Raw genomic sequence first — 22,233 nt, 5'->3', positions numbered from 1 at the left:
CTACTTCGTGGCGCCCCGGGTGAAGCCGTTGTAGATGAACCGCTGGAGGAACAGGAAGACGACCAGCGTGGGGACGATGACGAGGATCGCTCCGGCCGAGATCGTCTCCCAGTGGGCGCCGAACGGGCCCTTGAAGCGGAACAGCGACGTCGAGATCACGCCAAGATCTTCGGAGGGCATGTAGAGGAAGGGGATGTAGAAGTCGTTGTAGACGGTGATCCCCTTCACGATCACGACCGTCGCGATCGCCGGTTTCAGCAGCGGGAAGATGACCTTGCGGTAGACCGTGAAGGCGTTGGCGCCGTCGATGCGGGCCGACTCGTCCAGGGAGACCGGGATCGAGCGGACGAACTGCAGGAAGATGTAGATCGAGACGATGTCGGTGCCCATGTAGAGGGCGATCGGCGCCCAGAGGCTGTCGAACATGCCGAAGCTGTTGACGATCTGGAAGGTGGCCACCTGGGTGGTCACGCCGGGGACCAGCGCGGCGATCAGGAACAGGGCCAGGACCCACGTGCGGAAACGGAAGCGGAAGCGGTCGACGGCGTAGGCCGTCATCGAGCCGATCAGGACCGTGCCGCCGATGGCTACGACAAGAATGACGGCCGTGTTGCCGAAGGCCGAGAGCATCCGGCCGTCCTGGAACGCCGTCACGTAGTTGTCGAGGTTGAACGGGTCGTCCGGCAGGGCGAGCGCGCCGCTGCCGTCCGCCATCTCCTTCTCCGACTTCAGGGACGTCAGGAACACCGCGGCCAGCGGGAGCAGGACCAGCGCGGTCGCGGTGATCAGCGACAGGTACACGAGGACGCGGGTCACCGCGCGGCGCGTCATACGAGGTCCACCTTGTCGTCCGGGGCGAGACGGCGCTGCACCCAGGTCACCACCAGGACGATCAGCAGCAGCACGACCGCGGCCGCCGAGGCGAGCCCCGTCTTGTTGAACTGGAACGCCAGCTTCACGGTCTGGATCACGAACGTCTCGGTGCCGGTCGCGCCGCCGGTCATGATGTACGGGATCTCGAAGACCGAGAGCGAACCGGAGATCGAGAGGATCACCGTCAGGCTCAGCACCGGTTTGATGCCCGGCGCGATGATGTGGCGGAACTGGTGCCAGCGGTTCGCGCCGTCCAGCTCGGCCGCCTCGTACAGCTCCCCGGGGATCGACTGGATCGCGCCGAGGAAGAGGACGAAGTTCAGGCCCAGGTAGCGCCAGACGGAGACGGCGGCGAGAGAGGTGTTCGCCGACTCCGGGGTGCCCAGCCAGGCCCGGTCCGTCTCCACGCCGAACAGGCTCAGCACGGAGTCGAGGGTGCCGCCGTCCTGGAAGAAGTAGAGGAAGACGAAGCCGATCGCGACGCCGTTGATCAGGTACGGGAAGAACAGCACGCCCTTGAAGAAGTTCCGGAAGCGGACGTTGAAGCTGAGGATCGTGGCGAAGTAGAGCGCGGCCACGATCTGGATCACCGATGCCGCCAGGTAGTAGCCGCTGACCCAGAAGACCTCGAACAGCTCGGAGCGGGTGAAGAGTTCGGTGTAGTTCTCGGCTCCCGTGTAGTTCAGCCCGGGGCTCACCCCGTCCCAGTCGGTGAAGCTGTACGCGACCATGTTGGCGATCGGCGCGTAGGTGAAGACGATCAGGAGAGTGAGCGGGGCGAGCAGGAAGAGCCAGGGGGTGGCCCCGCGCCAAAGACGTGCCGGGCGCGGGGCGGGGGCCGGGACGGGGGCGGTGGCCGCCCCGGCGGCTGCCTCGACGGCGGCCGTCTCGGTGGTGCCCGTCATCAGTACCCCAGCGACTTCCGGGTCTCGGTCCACTTCTCACCGAGGCCGTCCAGGTAGTCGTCCGGGTCGCCCTTCCTGGCGCCGCGGGCCATGTCGACGAGTTCCTTGCGGTAGTCGGGTTTGTTGATGCCGACCTCGGACTGGTTCTCGATGGTCTTCAGCTCGGCGCCCTTGCTGTCGTCGAGGTCGAGGAGCTTGACGCCCGCCTCCTCGTACGGCTTCAGCATGTCGGGCAGCGGGGCGTCCTTGAGCGGGGACAGCGCCAGGTTGTCCTGCGCGTAGCCGGACTCGTCGGTGAACCAGTCGATCCAGGCGCGGGCGGCCTCCTTGTGCTCGGAGTGGACGTTGACGGCCTGGTTGTAGTCGGGCGACGTCACCGCGCAGAAGGTGCCGTCCTTCTGGGCGGGGAAGGGCATGAACCCGATGTCGTCCGGGTCGGTGCCTGCCTGCTTCGCCGCGCCCTGCATCTGGATGACCGCCCAGGAGCCGAGCCACATGGTGGCGATCTCCCCCTTGGCCAACCTGGGCTTGGACGCCTCCCAGTTGGTGGTCGTCGGGTCCTTCTCGACGAGCCCCTGGTGCACGATGTCGTACAACAGGCGGTCCGCCACCCGCAGTTCGCCGCCCTCGGCCCAGGGGTTGCCCTCGGCCCACCTGGTGGTGGCCTGCTCGTCGCAGCTGACCGAGCCCCTCACGCCCGTCCACTGGCTGAGCGGCCAGCCGTCCTTGAAGTTGGTGTAGTAGGGGACCGCGTCGGTCTTCGACTTGACCGCCTTGAGGCCGGCGAGGAACTCGTCCGGTGTCGTGGGCCAGTCGGTGACCCCGGCCTCTCTCCACACCTTCTTGTTGTAGATGAACCCGGGGACCGCGCCGAGCGGGCTCTGGCCGTAGACCTTTCCGCCGACGGCCGTGTAGTCGGTGAAGCGGTACTTCTTGCTCCGCTCCTCCTTGCCGCCCAGGGAGGCGAAGAACTTGGGGTAGTCCTTCTTCTCGATCACCGCGGGGATCATGAGGACGTCGCCGTAGTTCTCCGTGTTCATACGGATCTTGACTTCGCCCTCGTAGTCGGTGATGCCGTCGAACTCGACCTTCACCTTCGGATACGTCTTGTTGAACTCGGCGGCGTACTTCTTCATCGTCCCGTCCTGCACGAGGTCGGTCCGGTGGGTGAGGACGGTGATGGTCCCGTCGACCTTGGAGGGATCGTCGGGCGCCTTCGCGTCGGCGCCCTGGGTGGAGCCTCCGGAGCCGGTGCAGCCGGAGGCCAGCAGGGCCGCGCCCACGGCGAGGGCGAGGAGGGTACGGCGGTTCATGTGCATCAGCTCCGTTCGCGGAGGGGAACTCGGGACGGACGAGCACGTGCGGTATGGCTGGTTCGGAACTCTGACAGCGTGCACTCAACCGGTAAAGTCCCAATCCCGCCAACGATGCGAAACCATCACACGACTCTTCACTGGACCGGTTAAGGGAGTGCGCATGCTGGAGGCGACACCGCTCGGCGAGGGATGGATCCTGCGACACGACTCGGACACGCTGCCCGCCGTCGTGCCGGGGTGCGTGCACACCGACCTCATGGCCGCCGGGGTGATTCCGGACCCGTTCCTCGGCCGCCACGAGACCGAGGTGGCGTGGGTGGGGCGCCGGGACTGGACGTACGAGCGGGAGGTCGGCGACTCAGGGGGGCAGGAGCAGACCGACCTGGTCTTCGACGGGCTCGACACCGTCGCCGAGATCTCCCTGGACGGGCGGCTGCTGGGGACGGTGCGCAACATGCACCGCTCGTACCGGTTCGACGTGACGGGCCTGTCCGGGCGGCTGTCCGTGCGGTTCGTCTCCGCCTACGCCGAGGCCGAGGCCGTGCGCGGCCGGGTGGGTGAGCGGCCGGCCGCCTACGCCGAGCCCTACCCGTACCTGCGCAAGATGGCCTGCTCCTTCGGCTGGGACTGGGGGCCGACCCTGGTGACGGCCGGGATCTGGCGGCCGGTGCGCCTGGAGCACTGGTCGACGGCCCGGATCGCCCGGGTGCGCCCGCTGGTCACCGTCGAGGAGGGCACCGGCGTCGTCGAACTGGCCGTCGACGTCGAGCGGACCCGGGTCGAGGCAGCGCTGACCGTGGAGGCGACCGTCGCGGGGGTGCGGGCGCGGGCAGAGATCGAGGGGTCCGGCGGGGTCGTACGGCTGCGGGTGCCGGACGCGCGGCTGTGGTGGCCACGCGGGTACGGCGAACAGCCGCTCCACGACGTGGAGTTGAAGCTGCTGCACGGCGAGGAGCCGCTGGACGTGTGGCGGCGGCGGGTCGGCTTCCGGACCGTGGAGCTGGACCGGCGGCCCGACGCGCACGGCACCGGCTTCACCCTCGTCGTCAACGGCGAGCGGCTCTTCGCGCGGGGCGTCAACTGGATCCCCGACGACGTCTTCCCGTCCCGGATCACCCGCGAGCGCTACCGGGAGCGGCTGGAGCAGGCGGCCGGCGCGGGCGTTGACCTCGTGCGGATCTGGGGCGGCGGGATCTACGAGAGCGAGGACTTCTACGACGCCTGCGACGAACTGGGGCTGCTGGTCTGGCAGGACTTCCCCTTCGCGTGCGCGGCCTACCCCGAGGAGCAGCCGTTGCGCGGCGAGGTGGAGGCCGAGGCGCGGGAGAACGTCGTACGGCTGATGCCGCACCCGTCGCTCGTGCTGTGGAACGGCAACAACGAGAACCTGTGGGGCTTCAGGGACTGGGAGTGGGAGCCGCGGCTGGCCGGGGACTCCTGGGGGGAGGGCTACTACCTGGGCGTACTGCCGCGCGTGGTGGCCGAGTTGGACCCGACCCGGCCGTACACCGCGGGCAGCCCCTGGTCCGGGTCCTGGGAGCACCACCCGAACGACCCGGCGCACGGCACCCACCACTCGTGGGAGGTGTGGAACCGGCAGGACTACGCGGACTACCGGCTGAGCGTGCCGCGGTTCGTCGCCGAGTTCGGCTGGCAGGCGCCGCCCGCGTACAGCACCCTGCGCCGGGCGCTGCCCGGGGAGGAGCTCGCGCCGGACTCCCCCGGCGTGCTGCACCACCAGAAGGCGGACGACGGCAACGGCAAGCTGGAGCGGGGGCTCGCACGGCATTTCGCCGTGCCGGACGGGGACTTCGACCGCTGGCACTACCTCATGCAGCTCAACCAGGCGCGGGCGGTCGCGGCCGGGATCGAGCACTGGCGCTCCCACTGGCCGGTGTGCGCGGGCACGATCGTCTGGCAGCTCAACGACTGCTGGCCGGTGACCTCCTGGGCGGCGATCGACGGGGACGGCCGCGAGAAGCCGCTCTACCACGAGCTGAGGCGGCTCTACGCGGACCGGTTGCCGACGTTCCAGATGTGGGACGGCGGGCTGGTGCTGGCCGCCTGCAACCAGGGGCCGGCGGAGTGGCGGGGGGCGCTGACCCTGCGGCGCATGTCCGTCGAGGGCGAGGTGCTGGCCCGGAAGGACGTCGACCTGGCGGCCGGGAGGCGGGCCGTGGCCCGTGTCGGCGTGCCGCGGGAGCTGATGCCCGCCGGGCCCGGGGAGTTCCTGGTCGCGGACGTGTGGGGGTCCCCCCGCTCGAGCGGAGCCGAGAGTGGGGGAGGGCTGCGGGCGCTGCACTTCCCGGTGCCCGACCGCGAAGTGCCCTACCCCGCTCCGGAGTTCGAGGTCGGGCTCGCGCCGGGCGGCATCACGGTGACCGCCCGCACCCTGGTCCGGGACCTGCTGCTCCAGGCCGACCGGCTCGACCCCGGGGCGCGGGCCGACCGGGGGCTGGTCACGCTGCTGCCGGGCGAAGAGGTGACCATCGGGGTGCGCGGCTGGAAGACTCCGGACGCGAAGACCGCCCGTTCGGCCCTGTACTGCGTGGAGCCCACCCGATGACGGCAACGCCGACCCCTCGCGTCACCATCAAGGACGTCGCCGCGCGCGCCGGTGTGTCCAAGGGGGCGGTGTCCCTAGCGTTCAACCACAAGCCGGGACTGTCGGAGGCCACCCGGGACCGGATCTTCCTCGCGGCACGGGAGCTGGGCTGGTCGCCGAGTCTCACGGCGCGGACGCTGGCCGGATCACGCGTGGACGTGGTCGGGCTGGCCGTGTGCCGGCCGGCCCGGGTGCTCGGCCTCGAGCCCTGGTACATGGAGTTCGTCTCCGGCGTGGAGAGCGTGCTGGCCGAGCACTCCAGCTCGCTGCTGCTGCGGCTGGTACGGAACATGGACGAGGAGGTGGGCGTCCAACAGGCGTGGTGGCGGGGGCGGCAGATCGGCGGGTCGATCCTCGTCGACTTCCGGGCGGACGATCCGCGGGTGGGCATGACGGAGCGGCTCGGGATGCCGGTGGTCGCCGTCGGGCACCCCTCGCTGACCGGGGGGCTCACCTCGGTGTGGACGGACGACGCGACGGCCGTGACGGAGGCGGTGCGGTACCTGGCCGCGCTGGGGCACCGGCGGATCGCCCGGGTGGGCGGGGCGGCGGACCTCGGGCACACGGCGATCCGGACAGCGGCGTTCGACGAGACGGCGGGGGCGCTGGCGCTGGCCGGGGCCTGGCAGGTCGCGACGGACTTCTCGGGGGACGCGGGGGCGCGGGCGACCCGGTCGCTGCTGACCGCGGCACCGGCCGACCGGCCGACCGCGATCGTGTACGACAACGACATCATGGCGGTGGCGGGGCTGTCGGTGGCGGCGGAGATGGGGCTGCGGGTGCCGGAGGACGTGTCGCTGCTGGCGTGGGACGACTCGCAGCTGTGCCGGCTGACGCATCCGACGCTGTCGGCGATGAGTCATGACGTGCACGGGTTCGGGGCGGAGGTGGCCCGGACGTTGTTCTCGGTGATCACCGGGGGTGAGGGCGGGTCACACCCGGTGCCGACCCCTGTGCTGACGCCTCGGGGGTCCACTGCGCCGCCTCGGTGAGCGCCGTACGGGGGTGCGGGTGCGTTGTGGCTGGTCGCGCCCACGCGGCGGAGCCGCACATCGATACGGCCCCGCGCCCCCAGAGGCACCGCACCACCCGGAGATGAGGTGTGACCTTCGCCGCTCCGCCTGTCAGGGGTGTGCAGCTACGTTACCCATAAGTAGCATGGGCCTGAGCGCGCGCTCAGCGCATCGCAGCAGCAATGCAGATCCTGACCCTGGAGGAGAGCCATCGTGCCTCGTACCGTCAGGGACGTCGTCTTCGTCGACGGCGTCCGCACCCCGTTCGGCAAGGCGGGCCCGAAGGGCATCTACCACGAGACCCGTGCCGACGACCTCGTCGTGAAGGCGATCCGGGAGCTGCTGCGCCGCAACCCCGGACTCGACCCGAAGAAGATCGACGAGGTCGCCATCGCCGCGACCACGCAGATCGGTGACCAGGGCCTGACCATCGGCCGCACCGCCGGGATCCTCGCCGGTCTCCCGCAGTCCGTGCCGGGCTACTCCATCGACCGTATGTGCGCCGGCGCCCTGACCGCCGTCACCTCGGTCGCCGGTTCCGTGGCCTTCGGCGCCTACGACGTCGCCGTCGCGGGCGGTGTCGAGCACATGGGCCGTCACCCCATGGGCGAGGGCGTGGACCCGAACCCGCGGTTCGTGTCCGAGAAGCTGGTCGACGAGTCGGCCCTGTTCATGGGCATGACCGCGGAGAACCTGCACGACCGTTACCCGCAGATCACCAAGCTGCGCGCCGACGAGTACGCCGTGCGCTCCCAGGAGAAGGCCGCCAAGGCGTACGCCAACGGCAAGATCCAGGCCGACCTGGTGCCGGTCTCGGTACGCCGCACCTCCCCCGAGGCCGGTGAGACGGGCTGGGGCCTGGTCACCGCCGACGAGCCGATGCGCCCGGGCACGACCCTGGAGAACCTCCAGGGCCTGAAGACCCCGTTCCGCGTCCACGGCCGGGTCACCGCCGGTAACGCGGCCGGTCTGAACGACGGCGCCACCGCCTCGCTCATCGCCTCCGAGGAGTTCGCGCGGGAGAACGACCTCCCCGTGAAGATGCGTCTGGTCTCCTACTCCTTCGCGGGCGTGGAGCCGGAGGTCATGGGCTACGGCCCGATCCCGGCGACGGAGAAGGCGCTGGCCCAGGCGGGCCTGTCGATCTCCGACATCGGCCTGTTCGAGATCAACGAGGCCTTCGCCGTCCAGGTCCTGGCCTTCCTGGACCACTACGGCATCGCCGACGACGACGAGCGCGTCAACCAGTACGGCGGCGCCATCGCGTTCGGCCACCCGCTGGCCTCCTCCGGCGTCCGTCTGATGACGCAGCTGGCCCGCCAGTTCGAGGAGCAGCCGCACGTCCGCTACGGCCTGACCACCATGTGCGTCGGCTTCGGCATGGGCGCGACGGTCATCTGGGAGAACCCGCACTTCGAGGGGGACAAGTGAGCACCACCGCCGAGCTTCTCAAGCAGGCTTCCGAGCTGTTCCCGGACGAGGTCGTCACGAGTGCGCACGTACGCCACTTCGACCTCCCCCTCGGTGCCGGGCGCTTCGCCCTGATCACCCTGGACAACGGCCACGACCACACCAAGCCGACCACCTTCGGCCCGGCCTCGCTGGCGAACCTCAACGCCGCGATCGACCAGGTCGAGAAGGAGGCGGCGGACGGCGAGATCGTCGGTGTCGGCCTCACCGGCAAGCCGTTCATCTTCGCGGTCGGCGCCGACCTCAAGGGCGTGGAGATCCTCAAGGAGTACGAGCACGCCCTCGCCATCGGCAAGGGCGGCCACGAGGTCTTCAAGCGGCTGTCCAAGCTGGCCGTGCCGACCTTCGCGTACTACAACGGCGCCGCGATGGGCGGCGGTGTCGAGGTCGGTCTGCACTGCACCTACCGCACCGTGTCCGCGGCCCTCCCGGCGTTCTCGCTGCCCGAGGTCTTCCTCGGTCTGGTCCCGGGCTGGGGCGGCTGCGCCCTGCTGCCGAACCTGATCGGCCCCGAGAAGGCCGTCTCGGTGATCATCGAGAACAGCCTCAACCAGAACAAGCAGCTCAAGGGCAAGCAGGTCTTCGAGCTCGGGATCGCCGACGCGATCTTCGAGGGCGCGGACTTCCTTGAGCAGTCGCTGATCTGGACCGCGGCCGTCCTCAAGGGCGAGCTGGAGATCGAGCGCCCGGTCATCGACCGCGGCGAGGCCTGGGACCAGGCCGTCGCCAAGGGCCGCTTCATCGCGGACTCCAAGGTGCACGGCGCGGCCCCGGCCGCCTACCGCGCCCTGGACATCATCGCCGCCGCCAAGAACGGCGACCTCCAGCAGGGCTACGACGCCGAGGACAAGGCCCTCGCCGACCTCATCATGGGCGGCGAACTGCGCTCCGGCATCTACGCCTTCAACCTGGTGCAGAAGCGCGGCAAGCGCCCGGCCGGCGCCCCGGACAAGAACCTGGCCCGCCCGGTCACCAAGGTCGGTGTCGTCGGCGCCGGTCTGATGGCCAGCCAGCTCGCGCTGCTGTTCCTGCGCCGCCTGGAGGTCCCGGTCGTCCTCACGGACATCGACCAAGAGCGCGTCGACAAGGGTGTGGGCTACGTCCACGCCGAGATCGACAAGCTGCTCGGCAAGGGCCGCATCAACCAGGACAAGGCCAACCGCCTCAAGGCGCTGGTGTCCGGTGTCCTGGACAAGGCCGAGGGCTTCGCCGACGCGGACTTCATCATCGAGGCCGTGTTCGAGGAGATCGGCGTCAAGCAGCAGGTGTTCGCGGAGGTCGAGGCGGTCGCCCCGGCGCACGCCATCTTCGCCACCAACACCTCCTCGCTGTCGGTCTCCGAGATGGCGTCGAAGCTCAAGAACCCCGAGCGGGTCGTGGGCTTCCACTTCTTCAACCCGGTCGCGGTCCTCCCGCTGCTGGAGATCGTGCGCGGCGAGAAGACCGACGACGCCTCCCTGGCCACGGCGTTCGCCGTCGCCAAGAAGCTGAAGAAGACCGCGGTCCTCACCAAGGACGCCCCGGCGTTCGTCGTGAACCGCATCCTGACCCGCTTCATGGGCGAGATCCAGAACATCATCGACGAGGGCACCCCCGTCGAGGTCGCCGAGAAGGGCGTCGAGCCGCTCGGTCTGCCGATGTCGCCGCTGGTTCTGCTGGAGCTGGTCGGCCCGGCGATCGGCCTGCACGTCTCCGAGACGCTCAACAGGGCGTTCCCGGACCGCTTCACGGTCTCCCCGAACCTCGCGGCCGTCGTCAAGGCGGGCAAGCGCGGCTTCTACGTCTACGACTCCGGCAAGCCGGAGCTGGACCCGGAGGTCGCCGCGCTGCTGAAGCAGGGCGACACCGTCCTGACGGAGGAGCAGGTCCGCGACCGCGTGCTCGACGCGGTGGCGCAGGAGATCGGCATCATGCTCGACGAGGGTGTCGTCGCCGAGGCGCAGGACATCGACCTGTGCCTCATCACGGGCGCCGGCTGGCCCTTCCACCTGGGCGGAATCACGCCGTACCTGGACCGCGAGGGTGTCTCCGAGCGTGTGAACGGCAAGAGGTTCCTCGCGCAGGGCGTCGCGAGCGTCCCCGCGTAACGCGTTACCCCTGAGGGGGGTGGGGCGTACGGTAACAATCCGTGCACCCGCCCCCCTTTGTGCATGCCGCCACAGATAGGATCCTCACACAATCCGACCATTGTTTACCTGACTCTGACGGTCTCCACCCCAGACCGCCGGGTGTCCTCGAAGGAGTCCTGCGTGGCGTCCCCTCGTCGCCGAACACCCCGACGCCGGGTCTGGCCCAAGATCAGGCTCCTGCTCCTCGTGGCGGTCGTCGCCGCCGGCGGCACGGCGCTGTATCCCGTATGGAAGGCCGCGAACCCGGATCCGCCCGAGCTGAAAATCCGCTACCGGACCGACACCCCGGCGACGGCGACGGCGGCCAAGCCGTCGCTGGAGGTCTTCAACGACACCGACAAGCCACTGCCGTTGAGCGATGTGACGCTCCGGTACTGGTTCACCGCCGACGGCTCCGCGTCCTACGCCTTCAACTGTGTCAACGCCGTGTTCGGCTGTTCCAACGTCGCCGGTCGGATCGTCGCGATGGACAAGCCCACGGACAGCGCCGACCACTACCTGGAGGTCCGGTTCACGGCCGCCGCGGGTGACCTCGAGCCCGGCGCCAACAGCAAGGGCATCGACCTCCAGCTGTTCCGCACCGACCACAAGAAGCTCAAGCAGTCCGACGACCGCTCCTTCGACGCGGAGATGACCAGCTACAAGGAGGCGGAGAACGTCACCGCCTACAAGCGGGGCGTCCTCGCCTGGGGCGAGGAGCCGGACGGCACCAAGGCGAGCGACGAGAAGAAGACGGCGGCGAAGTCCGCGCCCGAGCCGCTGCCCGCCCCGCCCGCCGGGGTGCTGTTCGACGACTTCACCTATCAGGGCCCCAAGGACCCGGCCCTGTTCAAGCACGGCTGGCTGGTCCGCACCAGCAAGGGCGGCCCGGGCGTCGAGAACACCTGGTCCGCGAGCGGCGTCAGCTTCCCCACCGCCGAAGGCTCCCACGCCGACGGCCAGGTGCTCAACCTGCGGGCGAGCACGGACGGCACCAAGGCCGGGACGAAGCAGGCGAGCCTCGGCACGGCCGCGAGCAAGTTCCGCGACGGCACCTACGCGGCCCGGATCCACTTCAGCGACGAGCCGGCCACCGGGGACTCCGGCGACCACGTCAACCAGACCTTCTACACCATCGGCGGCAAGGGCTCGAAGTACAGCGAGCTGGACAACGAGTACATGCCGAACGGCGGCTGGGGCCGGCCCGGCCCCAAGCTCGACACCGTGACCTGGTACGACCACAAGACCAACGACCGGGTCTACAAGACCACCAACAAGAGCCTCGATTCCTGGCACACCGTGCTGATCCGGGTGAAGGACGGCGTCGTCGCCTACTGGCTCGACGGCAAGAAGCTCTTCCTCAGCAACGGCAAGTACGCCCCGCGCGCGGACATGTCCGTGAACTTCAACCACTGGTTCATCGATCTGCCGTTCAAGGGCGAGCGCGCCTGGGACATGAAGGTGGACTGGCTCTACTACAACGCGAACGAAACCCTGTCGGCGAAGCAAGTGCAGTCCGCTGTCGAGGACTTCACCGGCGAGGGTCTGAACTACTTCGACACGGTACGGGAGTCCCGGTGAGGAAAAGGCGGTCCGGCGCCCACAGGCACGCTGCCGAGGCAACGGAGGACAAACCGGTGGTGAGCAGACGCTCCGCTCTGCTGATGGGCGGTACAGGAGGCGTCGCCATGGCCGGCGGCGGCGCGTGGCTGGGCAAGGTGGTGGCGCAGCCCGCCGCCGCCCCGGCCGCCGGGGGCGGCATCGGAGGCCTCACCACGCCTCCGCTCTACGCCCCCTCCGGCCGCCGCCCCAAGTACCGCCGGGCCAGCTGGTCCCAGCAGTTCCAGTCGGGCCACGGCTGGACGCCCGGGGGCGCGGGCACCGCGTCGGCCGAGGCGAACGACAAGTCCGCCTTCGTGCGCGGCACCCAGTCGGTCCGGGTGACCACGAACGGCACCGGCAAGCAGAGTTACGTCCGCAAGACGGGCCTGCCGGCGATGAGCCTGACGGGCAAGATGATCCGTCTTGTCTTCCGCGTCGACGACGTGACGAACCTGGCCAAGTGCGTCTTCTACCTGGGCAGCGGCTCCCTCGCGAACCACTTCGCCTGGACGCACCACCTCCACTCCAAGACCTCGGCGAACTACGTCCAGTCCGGGGAGTGGGTGACCGTCCACCTCCAGTGGGCGGACGTCAACGCGGCAGCGGGCACGTACTCCATCGGCGCCAGTGGCAAGCCCTCCACCAAGACCGGCTTCACCGACATGTCGTTCGCCGTGTACGACAACGCGGGCGGTCCGGTGACCTACCGGCTCCAGGCCGTCGAGCTGATACCGGACACCGTCTCGGTCTTCCCCAAGGGCGTCGTCTCCATCACCTTCGACGACTCCCACAAGTCGGTCCACGACCTGGCCCGGCCGGTCATGGACCGCTTCGGCTTCCCCGGCACGGTCTACAACATCGCCGACGCCATCGGCACCGGCAGTTTCCTGACCCTCGACCAGATGCGGTCGATGCAGGACTTCTCCGGCTGGGAGATGGGCGGCCACTCGTACGCGAACGCCGTCCACACGGCGAGCTACCCCAAGCTCACCGCCGAGCAGGCCGACGACGACTTCCGCAAGCTGCGCGAGTGGCTGGTCTCCAACGGCTTCACCAGCGAGCACTTCGCCTATCCGCACGGCGCGTTCCAGAAGACCTCCGACGGGGTCCCGGTCGACCAGATCGCGAGCCGGCACTTCACCACGGCCCGGTCGATCATCTCCGAGACCATCGAGTCGTTCGCCCCGGCGATGCCGTACCGCCTCAAGGCGCTGACGGGCATCAACGACGGCACGGGCATCGGCGGTACGGCCCTGTCGAAGCTGACGGGCGCGGGCGGCAAGCTCGACCGGTGCGTGAACAACGGCGACTGGCTGATCCTGTGTCTGCACAAGGTCGTCGACGGCGCTCCCCAGACGAGCACCGAGATCGGCACCGCGGGCCTGGAGGCGCTGATGAAGGCGATCGAGGACCGGGACATCCCGGTGCTGACGGTCGAGGAGGCCATGGCCTCCTACACCTGAGGCCCGCACGCCCAGCGCCCGGACGCACAAGAGAGGGGCGGCCCCCCGGCCGCCCCTCTCTTCGTTCCTCCGCGGCTCTACCAGCCGCCCTGCCCGTAGCCGCCGCCCTGGCCCTGCCCCTGCTGCCACGACGGGTCCTGCGGCGGATACCCGCCCTGCTGCGGGACGTGGCCCTGCCCCGGGTACTGCTGCTGGTACGGGTCGTGGTGGCCGGGGTGCCCGCCCTGCCACTGCTGCTGGCCGGCCGGTTCCGGTGACCCCCAGCTGACGCGCTGCTGCGGGACGGCCGCGTGCTGCTCCTCGTGGTAGCCGGGGATCGGCTGCGGCTGGGAGGGGATGCCGCCCGCCGGGCGGGGCCGGGTGCGCAGCGCCACACCCTCCAGACGCATCAGCTGGAGCGTCTCGGTGACCTTCTTGTCGGAGTACGGGTCCTCTTCCTCGAAGATCTCCGTCACATCGCTCTCGTGGTCCCCGGCCACGGACACCTCGACGCCGCCCTGGCGGGTGCCCCAACTGCCCTTGTGGAGGGTGAACAGGGCGTAGAAGCGCAGCGGGGTCAGCAGGGTCAGCTGGATCACGCCGTAGATCGGCGCGAGCAGGAACATGCCGAAACGCTTGACGAAGCCCATGCCGCGGCGCGGGAAGTCGAGGTAGCGCACATTGCGCAGGTAGCCCATCAGGACCATGAAGACCAGGTAGTCGCCGATGTGGTTGACGAACTGCGCGGGCTTGATGATGGGCAGGATGACCATCGAGTAGAACATCGCCGAGCCGAAGACCAGCCACAGCGCGAGCTCCATGCAGGTCAGCCAGAAGGCCGGCCGGTACTTCTTCTGGTGCCTGAACGCCCACAGCGACTCGCGGAAGAAGGACTTGTTCCAGCGGACCTGCTGGCGCAGGAAGTGCGGCAGCTTCTCGGGGACGGCCGTGTAGCCGACGGCCGTCTCCTGGAAGACGACCTGGCCTTCCATCAGACAGTAGTTGGTCATGCGGCGGTCGTCGCCGAAGACGGCCGGCTTGCCCAGGAACTGCTGGTTGAGGAAGTCCGGCAGGTACTTGCGCACCAGCGTGCCGCGGTACGCGGAGAGTGCGCCGCAGCAGCACAGCACCGACTTCAGCCGCGAGTAGGCGGCCCGCTCGAAGAGGAACGAGTTGCCGTAGCGCAGGTCCTGGAGGCGGGTGAAGATGTTGCTGTCGTGGTTGAGCGCGAGGACCATGCCGGTGGAGGCCATGATCTTCTCGTCGGCCAGCGGCAGCAGCAGCTCGCGCACGGTGTCCCGGGACAGCACGGTGTCCGAGTCGACGCACAGGAAGATGTCGGAGTACGGCGCGGCCTCGAAGCCCAGCGCCAGCGCCTCGCGCTTGCCCTTGTTCTCGGGCTGGACGCTGACGGTGTACTTGACGCCCTTGGCCTCGAACTCGCGGCGCATCTTCTTGGCGGCCCTGATGCCGGAGTCGTTGGCGCTGGCGTCGTCGATGATGTGGATCTCGTTCGGCAGGCGGCTCTGCGCGAGGAGGCTGCGCATGCCCTGCTCGAACATCACCGGGTCCTCGTTGTAGATCGGGATGACCGCGGTGACCCAGGCGTTCTCCAGGTACTCCAGCTCCTCCCGCCCGGCCTTGGCCGGACGGTAGAAGAGGGCGCCGAACATCTTCAGGGCCAGCAGGCCCATGGCACCCATCGAGTACAGGTGCAGGGAACCGGCATCGAGCCGGGTGGCGATCAGCGCGGCGAGGCCCAGGAAGACGAAGTACGAGACCTTCAGATGCCGCCGCTTCCGGTGCGCTCGGCGCCCACCGGAATCGACGGCCCCCGGTATGTACGTATCGTCGGTGGTCACAGCTTGACCACCCGCGGGTGGTCGGCGGATTTGCCCCGGGTGTCGAACAACGCCCGGGCGTGGTCGGCCAGTTCGTCGAGGTCGATCTCGCGGTGCGGCTGGAGCAGGATCGTCAGGTCGGCGGCCTCGGCGGCGGCGAGGTAGTCACCGGCCCGCTCGACGGGCGCACCGGCGACCTGCCAGTCCTCGACGCGCGGGTCGAAGTAGACGAGCTCGGCACCGCGCGCGAGGAGGTTCTCCGCGACGGCCAGGGCCGGGCTCTCGCGCTGGTCGGAGATGTCCGGCTTGTAGGTCACGCCGAGCAGCAGGACCCGGGAGCCGCGCACGGCCTTGCCCTGGTCGTTGAGCAGATCGGCGGCGCGGTTCACCACGTGCACGGGCATGCGCTGGTTGATCTCCTGCGCCAGCTCCACGAACCGGAACGGGATGCCCAGCGAACGCACCTTGTACGACAGGTAGTTGGGGTCGATCGGAATGCAGTGCCCGCCGACGCCGGGGCCGGGGTGGAAGGGCGCGAACCCGAACGGCTTCGTGGAAGCACACCGGATGGCGTCCCACAGGTCGACGCCGATCTCGCGGCAGAACATCGACATCTCGTTGACGAGGGCGATGTTGACGTGCCGGTAGGTGTTCTCCAGCAGCTTGGCCATCTCGGCCTCGCGGGTGCCCTTGGCCTCGACGACCCGGTTCACGAAACGCTCGTAGAGGGCGCGGGCGGCCTTGGTGCAGTCGGCCGTGATGCCGCCGACGACCTTGGGGGTGTTCTCCAGGCCGAAGGAGGGGTTGCCCGGGTCGATGCGCTCCGGGGAGAAGGCGAGGTGGAAGTCGATGCCGACGCGCAGGCCCCCGGCCTCCAGACGCGGCCGGACCACCTCGTCGGTCGTGCCCGGGTAGGTCGTGGACTCCAGGACCACGAGCGTTCCGGCGGTGAGGTGGGCGGCGATGTCGTCGACGGCGGCGTGCACCGCGCCGAGGTCCGGGGCTCCGTGCTCGGTGAGCGGCGTGGGAACGCACACCACGACCGCGGCGGCACCGGCGATCACGTCGGCCCGGTCGACGGCCTCGAAGCCCTGCTCCAGCATGGCGCGAACTTCGGCGTCGGAGATGTCGTCGACGTGCGAACGGCCGGCGTTCAGTCCCTCGACCACTCGTCTGCTGCGGTCGAGACCGACCACCTTCAGGCCCGCGGCGGCGGCGGACCTGGCCAACGGCAGCCCCACGTAACCGAGTCCGACAACGACAAGATCCACCGTGGAGGATCTGCTCACGAATTCATCCCCAACCCCGTTGCCACGGCGTCGGCCAGACGCAGTAGCAACCGGCCCCCCGAGCAAATTCGAACAAGTCCGAGGAGGTTAACAAGACCTTCACTTTTTGACCACGTTCACCCGAGGTGCGCCTTGTCACGCACACATCTGTACAACCCCTGCCGCACCTCGTGTGTCTGGTGCGTCAAGAGCCTCAAAAGTAAGTGATCGGTTCCGCCTCTGACGGGTGTCAGATCTCCCGCCAGGCCTCCAGCGCGAGCCCCGGCTCGTCCTTGCGCCGGGTGAGCAGCACGGTGCCCGTCGAGGGCGACTGGGAGGCCGCGACGACCTCCCCGTGCTCGTCGAGCGCCACCGACACCACGGCGTCCGCGGGCAGCCCGGGCCCGGACTCGGTCCACCAGGCACCGGCGGACTCCTGCTCGGTGGGATACGCGGCGAAGGCGACCCGGCCGCTCGCCGACCGCTGCGCCAGCACGGTGCAGTCGTGCCCCTCGATCTCACACCGTACGGCGGAGACCGGGCCGGGGCCGGCGGACGTGAGGAGGGTCGCCGGCTTCTCGCCGGGGCGCCAGGCGCACAGGTCGCCCGAGGTGTCGGTGAAGAAGAGGGTGGTGTGCTCGGCGGACGTGGCGAGCGCGCGCAGGGTCCCCGGGCGCACGGGTGCGTCGACGCCCTCGGTCCGCACCGGCCTCTTCCCGTCCCCCTCCTGCCGCCAGTGCAGGATTCCGCCGGGGACGGCGGCGTACAGCTCCACCAGCCCCGACTCCCCCGCCACGGCGGCCAACTCGCCCTCGACGTCGTGCCCTTCGAGGTTCTGCCAGGAGCTCCAGCCGCCCTTGACCTTCTGGTTGCGCAGGCTCACCCCGCCGTTCGCGTTCCGGACGAAGATGTAGCCGCGCCCCGCGCCGTCGACGGCGACGGCCGGCGGGCCCGTCCGGTCGCCCTTCTGGTCCGGGTGCCCGATCGGGACCCAGTCCAGGGCCGCGAGGCCGGGCCGGAAGTGCGTGGAGTGCACGAGCCCCGACTCCCCGGGCACGGTGGGCCGCCAGGCGGCCAGGTGCGCGTACCCGTCCCGGCCCTGGCCGACCGCCGCTCCCGGGTGCAGCTTCTGGCTGCCGCCGACGGTGCGTGGGGCGTCCTCCCAGGGGCCGGCGGGGCCGCGTTCCGCACGGCACAGGACGGCGTCGCCGGAGGGCAGGTAGACGGTGAGGCGGCCGTCGCGGCCGCGGATGAGCCAGTCGCCGTTCACCTGTTCACTTTATGCGGACGGCGGGGCCCGGCGCGCCGCCCGGCCCGGCCATGCGGCCATCTGCCGTGCGACCCTGGCCACATGAACGCCAACTCGCCTGTCCTGGTCGTCGTCGACGCGGCGAACGTCGTCGGGTCGGTGCCGGACGGCTGGTGGCGGGACCGCCGGGGTGCGGCGGAACGGCTGCGCGACCGGTTGGCGTCGGAGGGGGTCCCCGCCGTCTCCGGCCCGGTGGAGATCGTCCTGGTGGTGGAGGGTGCGGCGCGGGGAGTGGAGTCCGTGCCGGGGGTGCAGGTGTCCGCGGCGCCGGGCAGTGGAGACGATCACATCGTCGAGGTGGTCGCGTCGGCCGGCGACCGCTCCGTCCTGGTGATCACGGCGGACCGGGAGCTGCGGAGGCGGGTCGGGGAGCTGGGGGCGGAGGTTGCGGGGCCGCGGTCTGTCCGTCCGTAGGTGCTCGGCGTTGCCGCTGAGGCGCGGGTGGGTCCAGAGACAGGCGGCACGGGGTGCCGCCTGCGCCCACCTGTGCCGCCTAGGGCGGCACAGGTGGGCGCAGGCGGCGCGGACCCGCACTCGCGTAAGGCGACAAGGGGACGTGTCGGGGGGTGTCCGCCCGCAGCGGTTGGCGCGTCAACGGACAGTCAGTCGGCACGCAACCCCATCGCGCCGTTCCGAGGACGGACACCCCCCGGCGCGGCCCCGACCCACCACCCGGCGAGGCGAAGGCGCGCGCCCCCGCCGAGCCGCAACCGCAACCTCAGCCGCTACGGCGTGCCGCCGCCCACGCTCGGCTGCTCCTCTCCCGACCCGTGGCGGGCGAGGCGGCTGTGGGTGCGGCCGTACAGGAAGTAGACGAGGAAGCCGGCGGCCATCCAGATGGCGAAGCGGACCCACGTCTCGGCGGGAAGGTTGATCATCAGCCACAGGGACGCGCAGACCGACAGGATCGGGATCACCGGCACCCACGGGGTACGGAAGGCCCGGGGCAGGTCGGGGCGGGACTTGCGGAGGATGATCACGCCGATGGCGACGACCACGAAGGCGAACAGCGTGCCGATGTTCACCAGGGCGGCGAGCTCGGTCAGCGGCGTGAACCCGGCGAGGATCGCGATGATCACGCCGAGCAGGATGGTCGGCCGGTGCGGCGTCTTGAACCGCGGGTGGACGCGCGAGAAGAACCGCGGCAGCAGTCCGTCCCGGCTCATCGCGAAGAACACCCGGGTCTGGCCGAGCAGCAGGATCATGCAGACCGTCGTCAGGCCGACCGCGGCGCCGAAGCTGATGAAGCCCGCGAACCACGGATGCCCGGTGGCCTTGAACGCGTCGGCGAGCGGGGCGTCGACGGACAGTTCGCTGTAGTGCTGCATGCCGGTGACGACGATCGAGACGAGGACGTACAGCGTCGTGCAGATCAGGAGCGAGCCGAGGATGCCGCGGGGCATGTCGCGCTGGGGGTTCTTGGTCTCCTCGGCTGCCGTGGCCACGACGTCGAAGCCGATGAAGGCGAAGAACACGACCGAGGCGGCGGTGAAGATGCCCATCACGCCGAAGTTGGAGGGAGCCCAGCCGAACATGAGCTGGATCAGAGGGGAGTCGAGACTCGCCCCGGCCTCCACGGGCTGCTCCTTGGGGATGAACGGGTCGTAGTTGTCGCCCTTGATGAGGAACGCGCCGGCGATGATCACCACGAGGACGACCGTCACCTTGATGGCGACGACGATCGACGTGATCCGCGCCGACAGCTTCATGCCGAGCACGAGGATGCCGGTGAGTACGAGGACGAGCGCGGCGGCGAGGATGTCGAAGCCGAAGGCGTCGGCGCCCTCCCGGCTGCCCAGGCCCGCGGGCATCGTCCAGCCCGCGTTCTCCATGAGCGACTGGATGTAGCCCGACCAGCCGACGGCCACCACCGCCGTGCCGAGCGCGAACTCCAGGACGAGGTCCCAGCCGATGATCCAGGCGGGCAGTTCACCGAGGGAGGCATACGAGAACGTGTAGGCGGACCCGGCGACCGGGACCGTGGACGCGAACTCGGCGTAGCACAGGGCGGCCAGGGCGCAGGCGATGCCGGCCGCCACGAACGCCAGAGCCGTCGCGGGCCCGGCGTTGTCCTTGGCGACGGTGCCGGTGAGTACGAAGATGCCGGTACCGATGATCACACCGACGCCGAAGACGGTCAGATCCAGCGCTGACAGGGACTTCTTGAGCGCGTGCTCTGGCTCCTCGGTGTCGAGGATGGACTGCTCGACCTTCTTCGTCCGGAAGAGGGTACTGCTCACGGGGTACCTCCCACGCTTGTCGTCCTCGACATGATCGAGAGGGGGCACCATCCGTATGCCCCGGCGGGGGCCAATTCACGCCAATGGGCCGGTTTCACCACCCTTCACGGTGGTGAAACCGGCCCATTCGGCGGTGTCAGTCGCGCGCGGACTCCACGGCGCCCGCCGCGGACTGCTCATAGCGGCCGTCGAGCCGGGCGACCAGCCCGGTCACCTGGCGGGCGATGTCCGGTGCGGTGAGCCCGATCTCGGCGAGGACCTCGGCACGCGAGGCGTGGTCGAGGAAGCGCGGCGGGATGCCGAAGTCGCGCAGCGGCACGTCGACGCCCGCGTCGCGCAGCGCCTGGGCGATCGCCGAGCCGACGCCGCCCACGCGGCTGTTGTCCTCGACGGTGACGACGACGCGGTGCTGCTCGGCGAGCGGGGCCATGGCCTCGTCGACGGGCTTGACCCAGCGCGGGTCGACGACCGTCGTGGAGATGCCCTGCTTGTCGAGCAGGCCGGCGATCTCCAGGCACATCGGCGCGAGGGCGCCGACGGAGACCAGCAGGACGTCCGGCCGGTCGGTGCCGGGCTCGCGCAGGACGTCCATGCCGCCGACGCGGCGCACGGCCGGTACGGCGGGGCCGACGGCGCCCTTGGAGAAGCGGACCACGGTCGGCGCGTCGTCGACGGCGACGGCCTCGCGCAGCTGGGCGCGCACCTGGTCGGCGTCGCGCGGCGCGGCCAGCCGCAGGCCGGGCACGACCTGGAGGATCGACATGTCCCACATGCCGTTGTGGGAGGCCCCGTCGGTGCCGGTGACCCCGGCCCGGTCGAGGACGAAGGTGACGCCGCACTTGTGCAGGGCCACGTCCATCAGCACCTGGTCGAAGGCGCGGTTGAGGAACGTGGCGTACACGGCGAACACCGGGTGGACGCCACCGGTGGCCAGGCCGGCCGCGGAGACGGCGGCGTGCTGCTCGGCGATGCCGACGTCGTAGACCCGCTTGGGGAAGCGTTTGGCGAACTTGTCCAGGCCGACCGGCTGGAGCATGGCGGCCGTGATGGCGACGATGTCCTCGCGCTCCTCGCCGAGCTTGACCATCTCCTCGCCGAAGACCGACGTCCAGTCGGCGCCGGAGCTGGCGATCGGCAGGCCCGTGTCGGGGTGGATCTTGCCGACGGCGTGGAAGCGGTCCGCCTCGTCCTGGAGGGCCGGCTGGTAGCCGCGGCCCTTCTCGGTGAGGCAGTGCACGATGACCGGCCCGCCGAACCGCTTGGCCTTGGCGAGCGCGGACTCCAGGGCCTCCAGGTCGTGTCCGTCGATCGGCCCGACGTACTTCAGGCCGAGGTCCTCGAACATGCCCTGCGGGGCGATGAAGTCCTTCAGTCCCTTCTTCGCGCCGTGCAGGGTGTCGTAGAGCGGCCTGCCGACGACGGGGGTGCGCTCCAGGACCTCCTTGGTGCGGGCGAGGAAGCGCTCGTAGCCGTCGGTGGTGCGCAGGGTCGCCAGGTGGTTGGCGAGGCCGCCGATGGTCGGCGCGTAGGAGCGCTCGTTGTCGTTGACGACGATGACGAGCGGGCGGTCCTTGGCGTCGGCGATGTTGTTCAGCGCCTCCCAGGCCATGCCGCCGGTCAGCGCGCCGTCACCGATCACGGCCACGACGTGGTCGTCGCGCTCCAGGATCTGGTTGGCCTTGGCGATGCCGTCGGCCCAGCCGAGGACGGTCGAGGCGTGCGAGTTCTCGATGACGTCGTGCTCGGACTCGGCCTGTGAGGGGTAGCCGGACAGGCCGCCCTTCATCTTCAGCTTCGAGAAGTCCTGGCGGCCGGTGAGCAGCTTGTGGACGTAGGACTGGTGGCCGGTGTCCCAGAGCACCTTGTCCCGGGGGGAGTCGAAGACCCGGTGCAGGGCGATGGTGAGCTCCACCACGCCGAGGTTGGGGCCGAGGTGACCGCCGGTCTTGGAGACCGCTTCGACGAGGAAGCTGCGGATCTCCTCCGCCAGCTGGTTCAGCTCCTCCAGGTTGAGCCGGTCCAGATCGCGCGGTCCCCTGATACGGGTCAGCAGCGGCACCCGTGCCTCCTTGCAGTAGAGCTGTTGCCGGGCTTGTCGAGTCTAATGTTCCGCCTTTGCGGGCGGCGCCGAGGCTGTGCGTCGTACGTCACGCGTTCGGCTCTACCCATGGTGCGGCACCCCTACGACACAGCTGTGCCCGGTACCTGAGGTGGTACCGGGCACAGGAGGTGTTTACCGGC

The 22,233-nt window shown here is 69.8% G+C and carries 15 protein-coding genes; 7 read left to right on the top strand and 8 right to left on the bottom strand.

Going from position 1 to position 22,233, the window contains the following annotated elements; translation table 11 throughout:
* From RFN52_RS30935 to RFN52_RS30925, 3 genes are read right to left on the bottom strand one after another with little or no spacing between them, the layout of a single operon-like run.
* A complete protein-coding gene (locus tag RFN52_RS30935) occupies positions 1-831 on the bottom strand; it encodes a carbohydrate ABC transporter permease (RefSeq protein WP_184851083.1) in 831 nt (276 codons plus the stop codon).
* Positions 828-1,778 carry a carbohydrate ABC transporter permease gene (locus RFN52_RS30930; RefSeq protein WP_184851081.1) on the bottom strand — a complete coding sequence of 317 codons (951 nt, stop codon included), beginning with the start codon at positions 1,776-1,778 and terminating at the stop codon, positions 828-830. The genes RFN52_RS30935 and RFN52_RS30930 overlap by 4 nt, the downstream gene beginning before the upstream one ends.
* Positions 1,778-3,091 (bottom strand): ABC transporter substrate-binding protein, encoded by a 1,314-nt coding sequence (locus tag RFN52_RS30925; protein WP_184851079.1) that lies wholly within the window; start codon positions 3,089-3,091, stop codon positions 1,778-1,780. Before RFN52_RS30925 ends, RFN52_RS30930 begins: the two co-directional genes overlap by 1 nt.
* A gap of 163 nt (positions 3,092-3,254) precedes the next feature.
* Between RFN52_RS30925 and RFN52_RS30920 the strand changes: the two genes are divergently transcribed.
* The 6 genes from RFN52_RS30920 (at position 3,255) to RFN52_RS30895 (ending at position 13,355) form a co-directional block, all read left to right on the top strand.
* Complete coding sequence (locus RFN52_RS30920) at positions 3,255-5,660, top strand: glycoside hydrolase family 2 protein (protein ID WP_184851077.1); 2,406 nt, start codon at positions 3,255-3,257, stop codon at positions 5,658-5,660.
* Positions 5,657-6,691: a LacI family DNA-binding transcriptional regulator gene (locus RFN52_RS30915; RefSeq protein ID WP_184851075.1), complete on the top strand. Its 1,035-nt coding sequence runs from the start codon at positions 5,657-5,659 to the stop codon at positions 6,689-6,691. Before RFN52_RS30920 ends, RFN52_RS30915 begins: the two co-directional genes overlap by 4 nt.
* Positions 6,692-6,925: 234 nt before the next feature.
* Complete coding sequence (locus tag RFN52_RS30910; protein WP_107453458.1) at positions 6,926-8,143, top strand: thiolase family protein; 1,218 nt, start codon at positions 6,926-6,928, stop codon at positions 8,141-8,143.
* Positions 8,140-10,269, top strand: coding sequence for a 3-hydroxyacyl-CoA dehydrogenase NAD-binding domain-containing protein (locus RFN52_RS30905; protein WP_184851073.1), 2,130 nt, complete (start codon positions 8,140-8,142; stop codon positions 10,267-10,269). The genes RFN52_RS30910 and RFN52_RS30905 overlap by 4 nt, the downstream gene beginning before the upstream one ends.
* A gap of 162 nt (positions 10,270-10,431) precedes the next feature.
* On the top strand, positions 10,432-11,871 hold the full coding sequence (locus tag RFN52_RS30900; RefSeq protein ID WP_184851071.1) for a cellulose binding domain-containing protein: 1,440 nt from the start codon (positions 10,432-10,434) through the stop codon (positions 11,869-11,871).
* A gap of 59 nt (positions 11,872-11,930) precedes the next feature.
* Positions 11,931-13,355, top strand: a complete 1,425-nt coding sequence (locus tag RFN52_RS30895; protein WP_311241090.1) for a polysaccharide deacetylase family protein — start codon at positions 11,931-11,933, stop codon at positions 13,353-13,355.
* Between the two features lie 77 nt (positions 13,356-13,432).
* Here RFN52_RS30895 and RFN52_RS30890 read toward each other — a convergent pair whose 3' ends face one another.
* The 3 genes from RFN52_RS30890 to RFN52_RS30880 form a co-directional block, all read right to left on the bottom strand.
* On the bottom strand, positions 13,433-15,196 hold the full coding sequence (locus tag RFN52_RS30890) for a glycosyltransferase (RefSeq protein WP_184851067.1): 1,764 nt from the start codon (positions 15,194-15,196) through the stop codon (positions 13,433-13,435).
* Positions 15,193-16,464: a nucleotide sugar dehydrogenase gene (locus RFN52_RS30885; RefSeq protein ID WP_184851065.1), complete on the bottom strand. Its 1,272-nt coding sequence runs from the start codon at positions 16,462-16,464 to the stop codon at positions 15,193-15,195. Before RFN52_RS30885 ends, RFN52_RS30890 begins: the two co-directional genes overlap by 4 nt.
* 229 nt (positions 16,465-16,693) lie before the next feature.
* A complete protein-coding gene (locus RFN52_RS30880; protein ID WP_184851063.1) occupies positions 16,694-17,713 on the bottom strand; it encodes a PLL family lectin in 1,020 nt (339 codons plus the stop codon).
* Between the two features lie 81 nt (positions 17,714-17,794).
* On the opposite strand from RFN52_RS30880, the gene RFN52_RS30875 reads away from it, so the two are divergent.
* Positions 17,795-18,166 (top strand): PIN domain-containing protein, encoded by a 372-nt coding sequence (locus RFN52_RS30875; RefSeq protein WP_184851061.1) that lies wholly within the window; start codon positions 17,795-17,797, stop codon positions 18,164-18,166.
* 311 nt (positions 18,167-18,477) lie between these two features.
* Here RFN52_RS30875 and RFN52_RS30870 read toward each other — a convergent pair whose 3' ends face one another.
* Positions 18,478-19,992: an amino acid permease gene (locus tag RFN52_RS30870; RefSeq protein WP_184851059.1), complete on the bottom strand. Its 1,515-nt coding sequence runs from the start codon at positions 19,990-19,992 to the stop codon at positions 18,478-18,480.
* Positions 19,993-20,128: 136 nt separating this feature from the next.
* Positions 20,129-22,051, bottom strand: coding sequence for a 1-deoxy-D-xylulose-5-phosphate synthase (gene dxs / locus RFN52_RS30865; RefSeq protein ID WP_184851056.1), 1,923 nt, complete (start codon positions 22,049-22,051; stop codon positions 20,129-20,131).
* Positions 22,052-22,233: the final 182 nt, after the last annotated feature.

The organism is Streptomyces collinus (assembly GCF_031348265.1).
Taxonomy (GTDB): domain Bacteria; phylum Actinomycetota; class Actinomycetes; order Streptomycetales; family Streptomycetaceae; genus Streptomyces; species Streptomyces collinus.
Note: the sequence above shows the minus strand (reverse complement) of the source record. Positions and strands in the feature narration are given on the sequence as shown.

Excerpts from the sequence above, each read along its gene's own strand:
- RFN52_RS30930 (WP_184851081.1), bottom strand. The coding sequence starts at position 1,778 with ATGACGGGCACCACCGAGACGGCCGCCGTCGAGGCAGCCGCCGGGGCG.
- RFN52_RS30920 (WP_184851077.1), top strand. The coding sequence starts at position 3,255 with ATGCTGGAGGCGACACCGCTCGGCGAGGGATGGATCCTGCGACACGAC.
- RFN52_RS30915 (WP_184851075.1), top strand. The coding sequence starts at position 5,657 with ATGACGGCAACGCCGACCCCTCGCGTCACCATCAAGGACGTCGCCGCG.
- RFN52_RS30935 (WP_184851083.1), bottom strand. The coding sequence starts at position 831 with ATGACGCGCCGCGCGGTGACCCGCGTCCTCGTGTACCTGTCGCTGATC.
- RFN52_RS30875 (WP_184851061.1), top strand. The coding sequence starts at position 17,795 with ATGAACGCCAACTCGCCTGTCCTGGTCGTCGTCGACGCGGCGAACGTC.
- RFN52_RS30925 (WP_184851079.1), bottom strand. The coding sequence starts at position 3,091 with ATGAACCGCCGTACCCTCCTCGCCCTCGCCGTGGGCGCGGCCCTGCTG.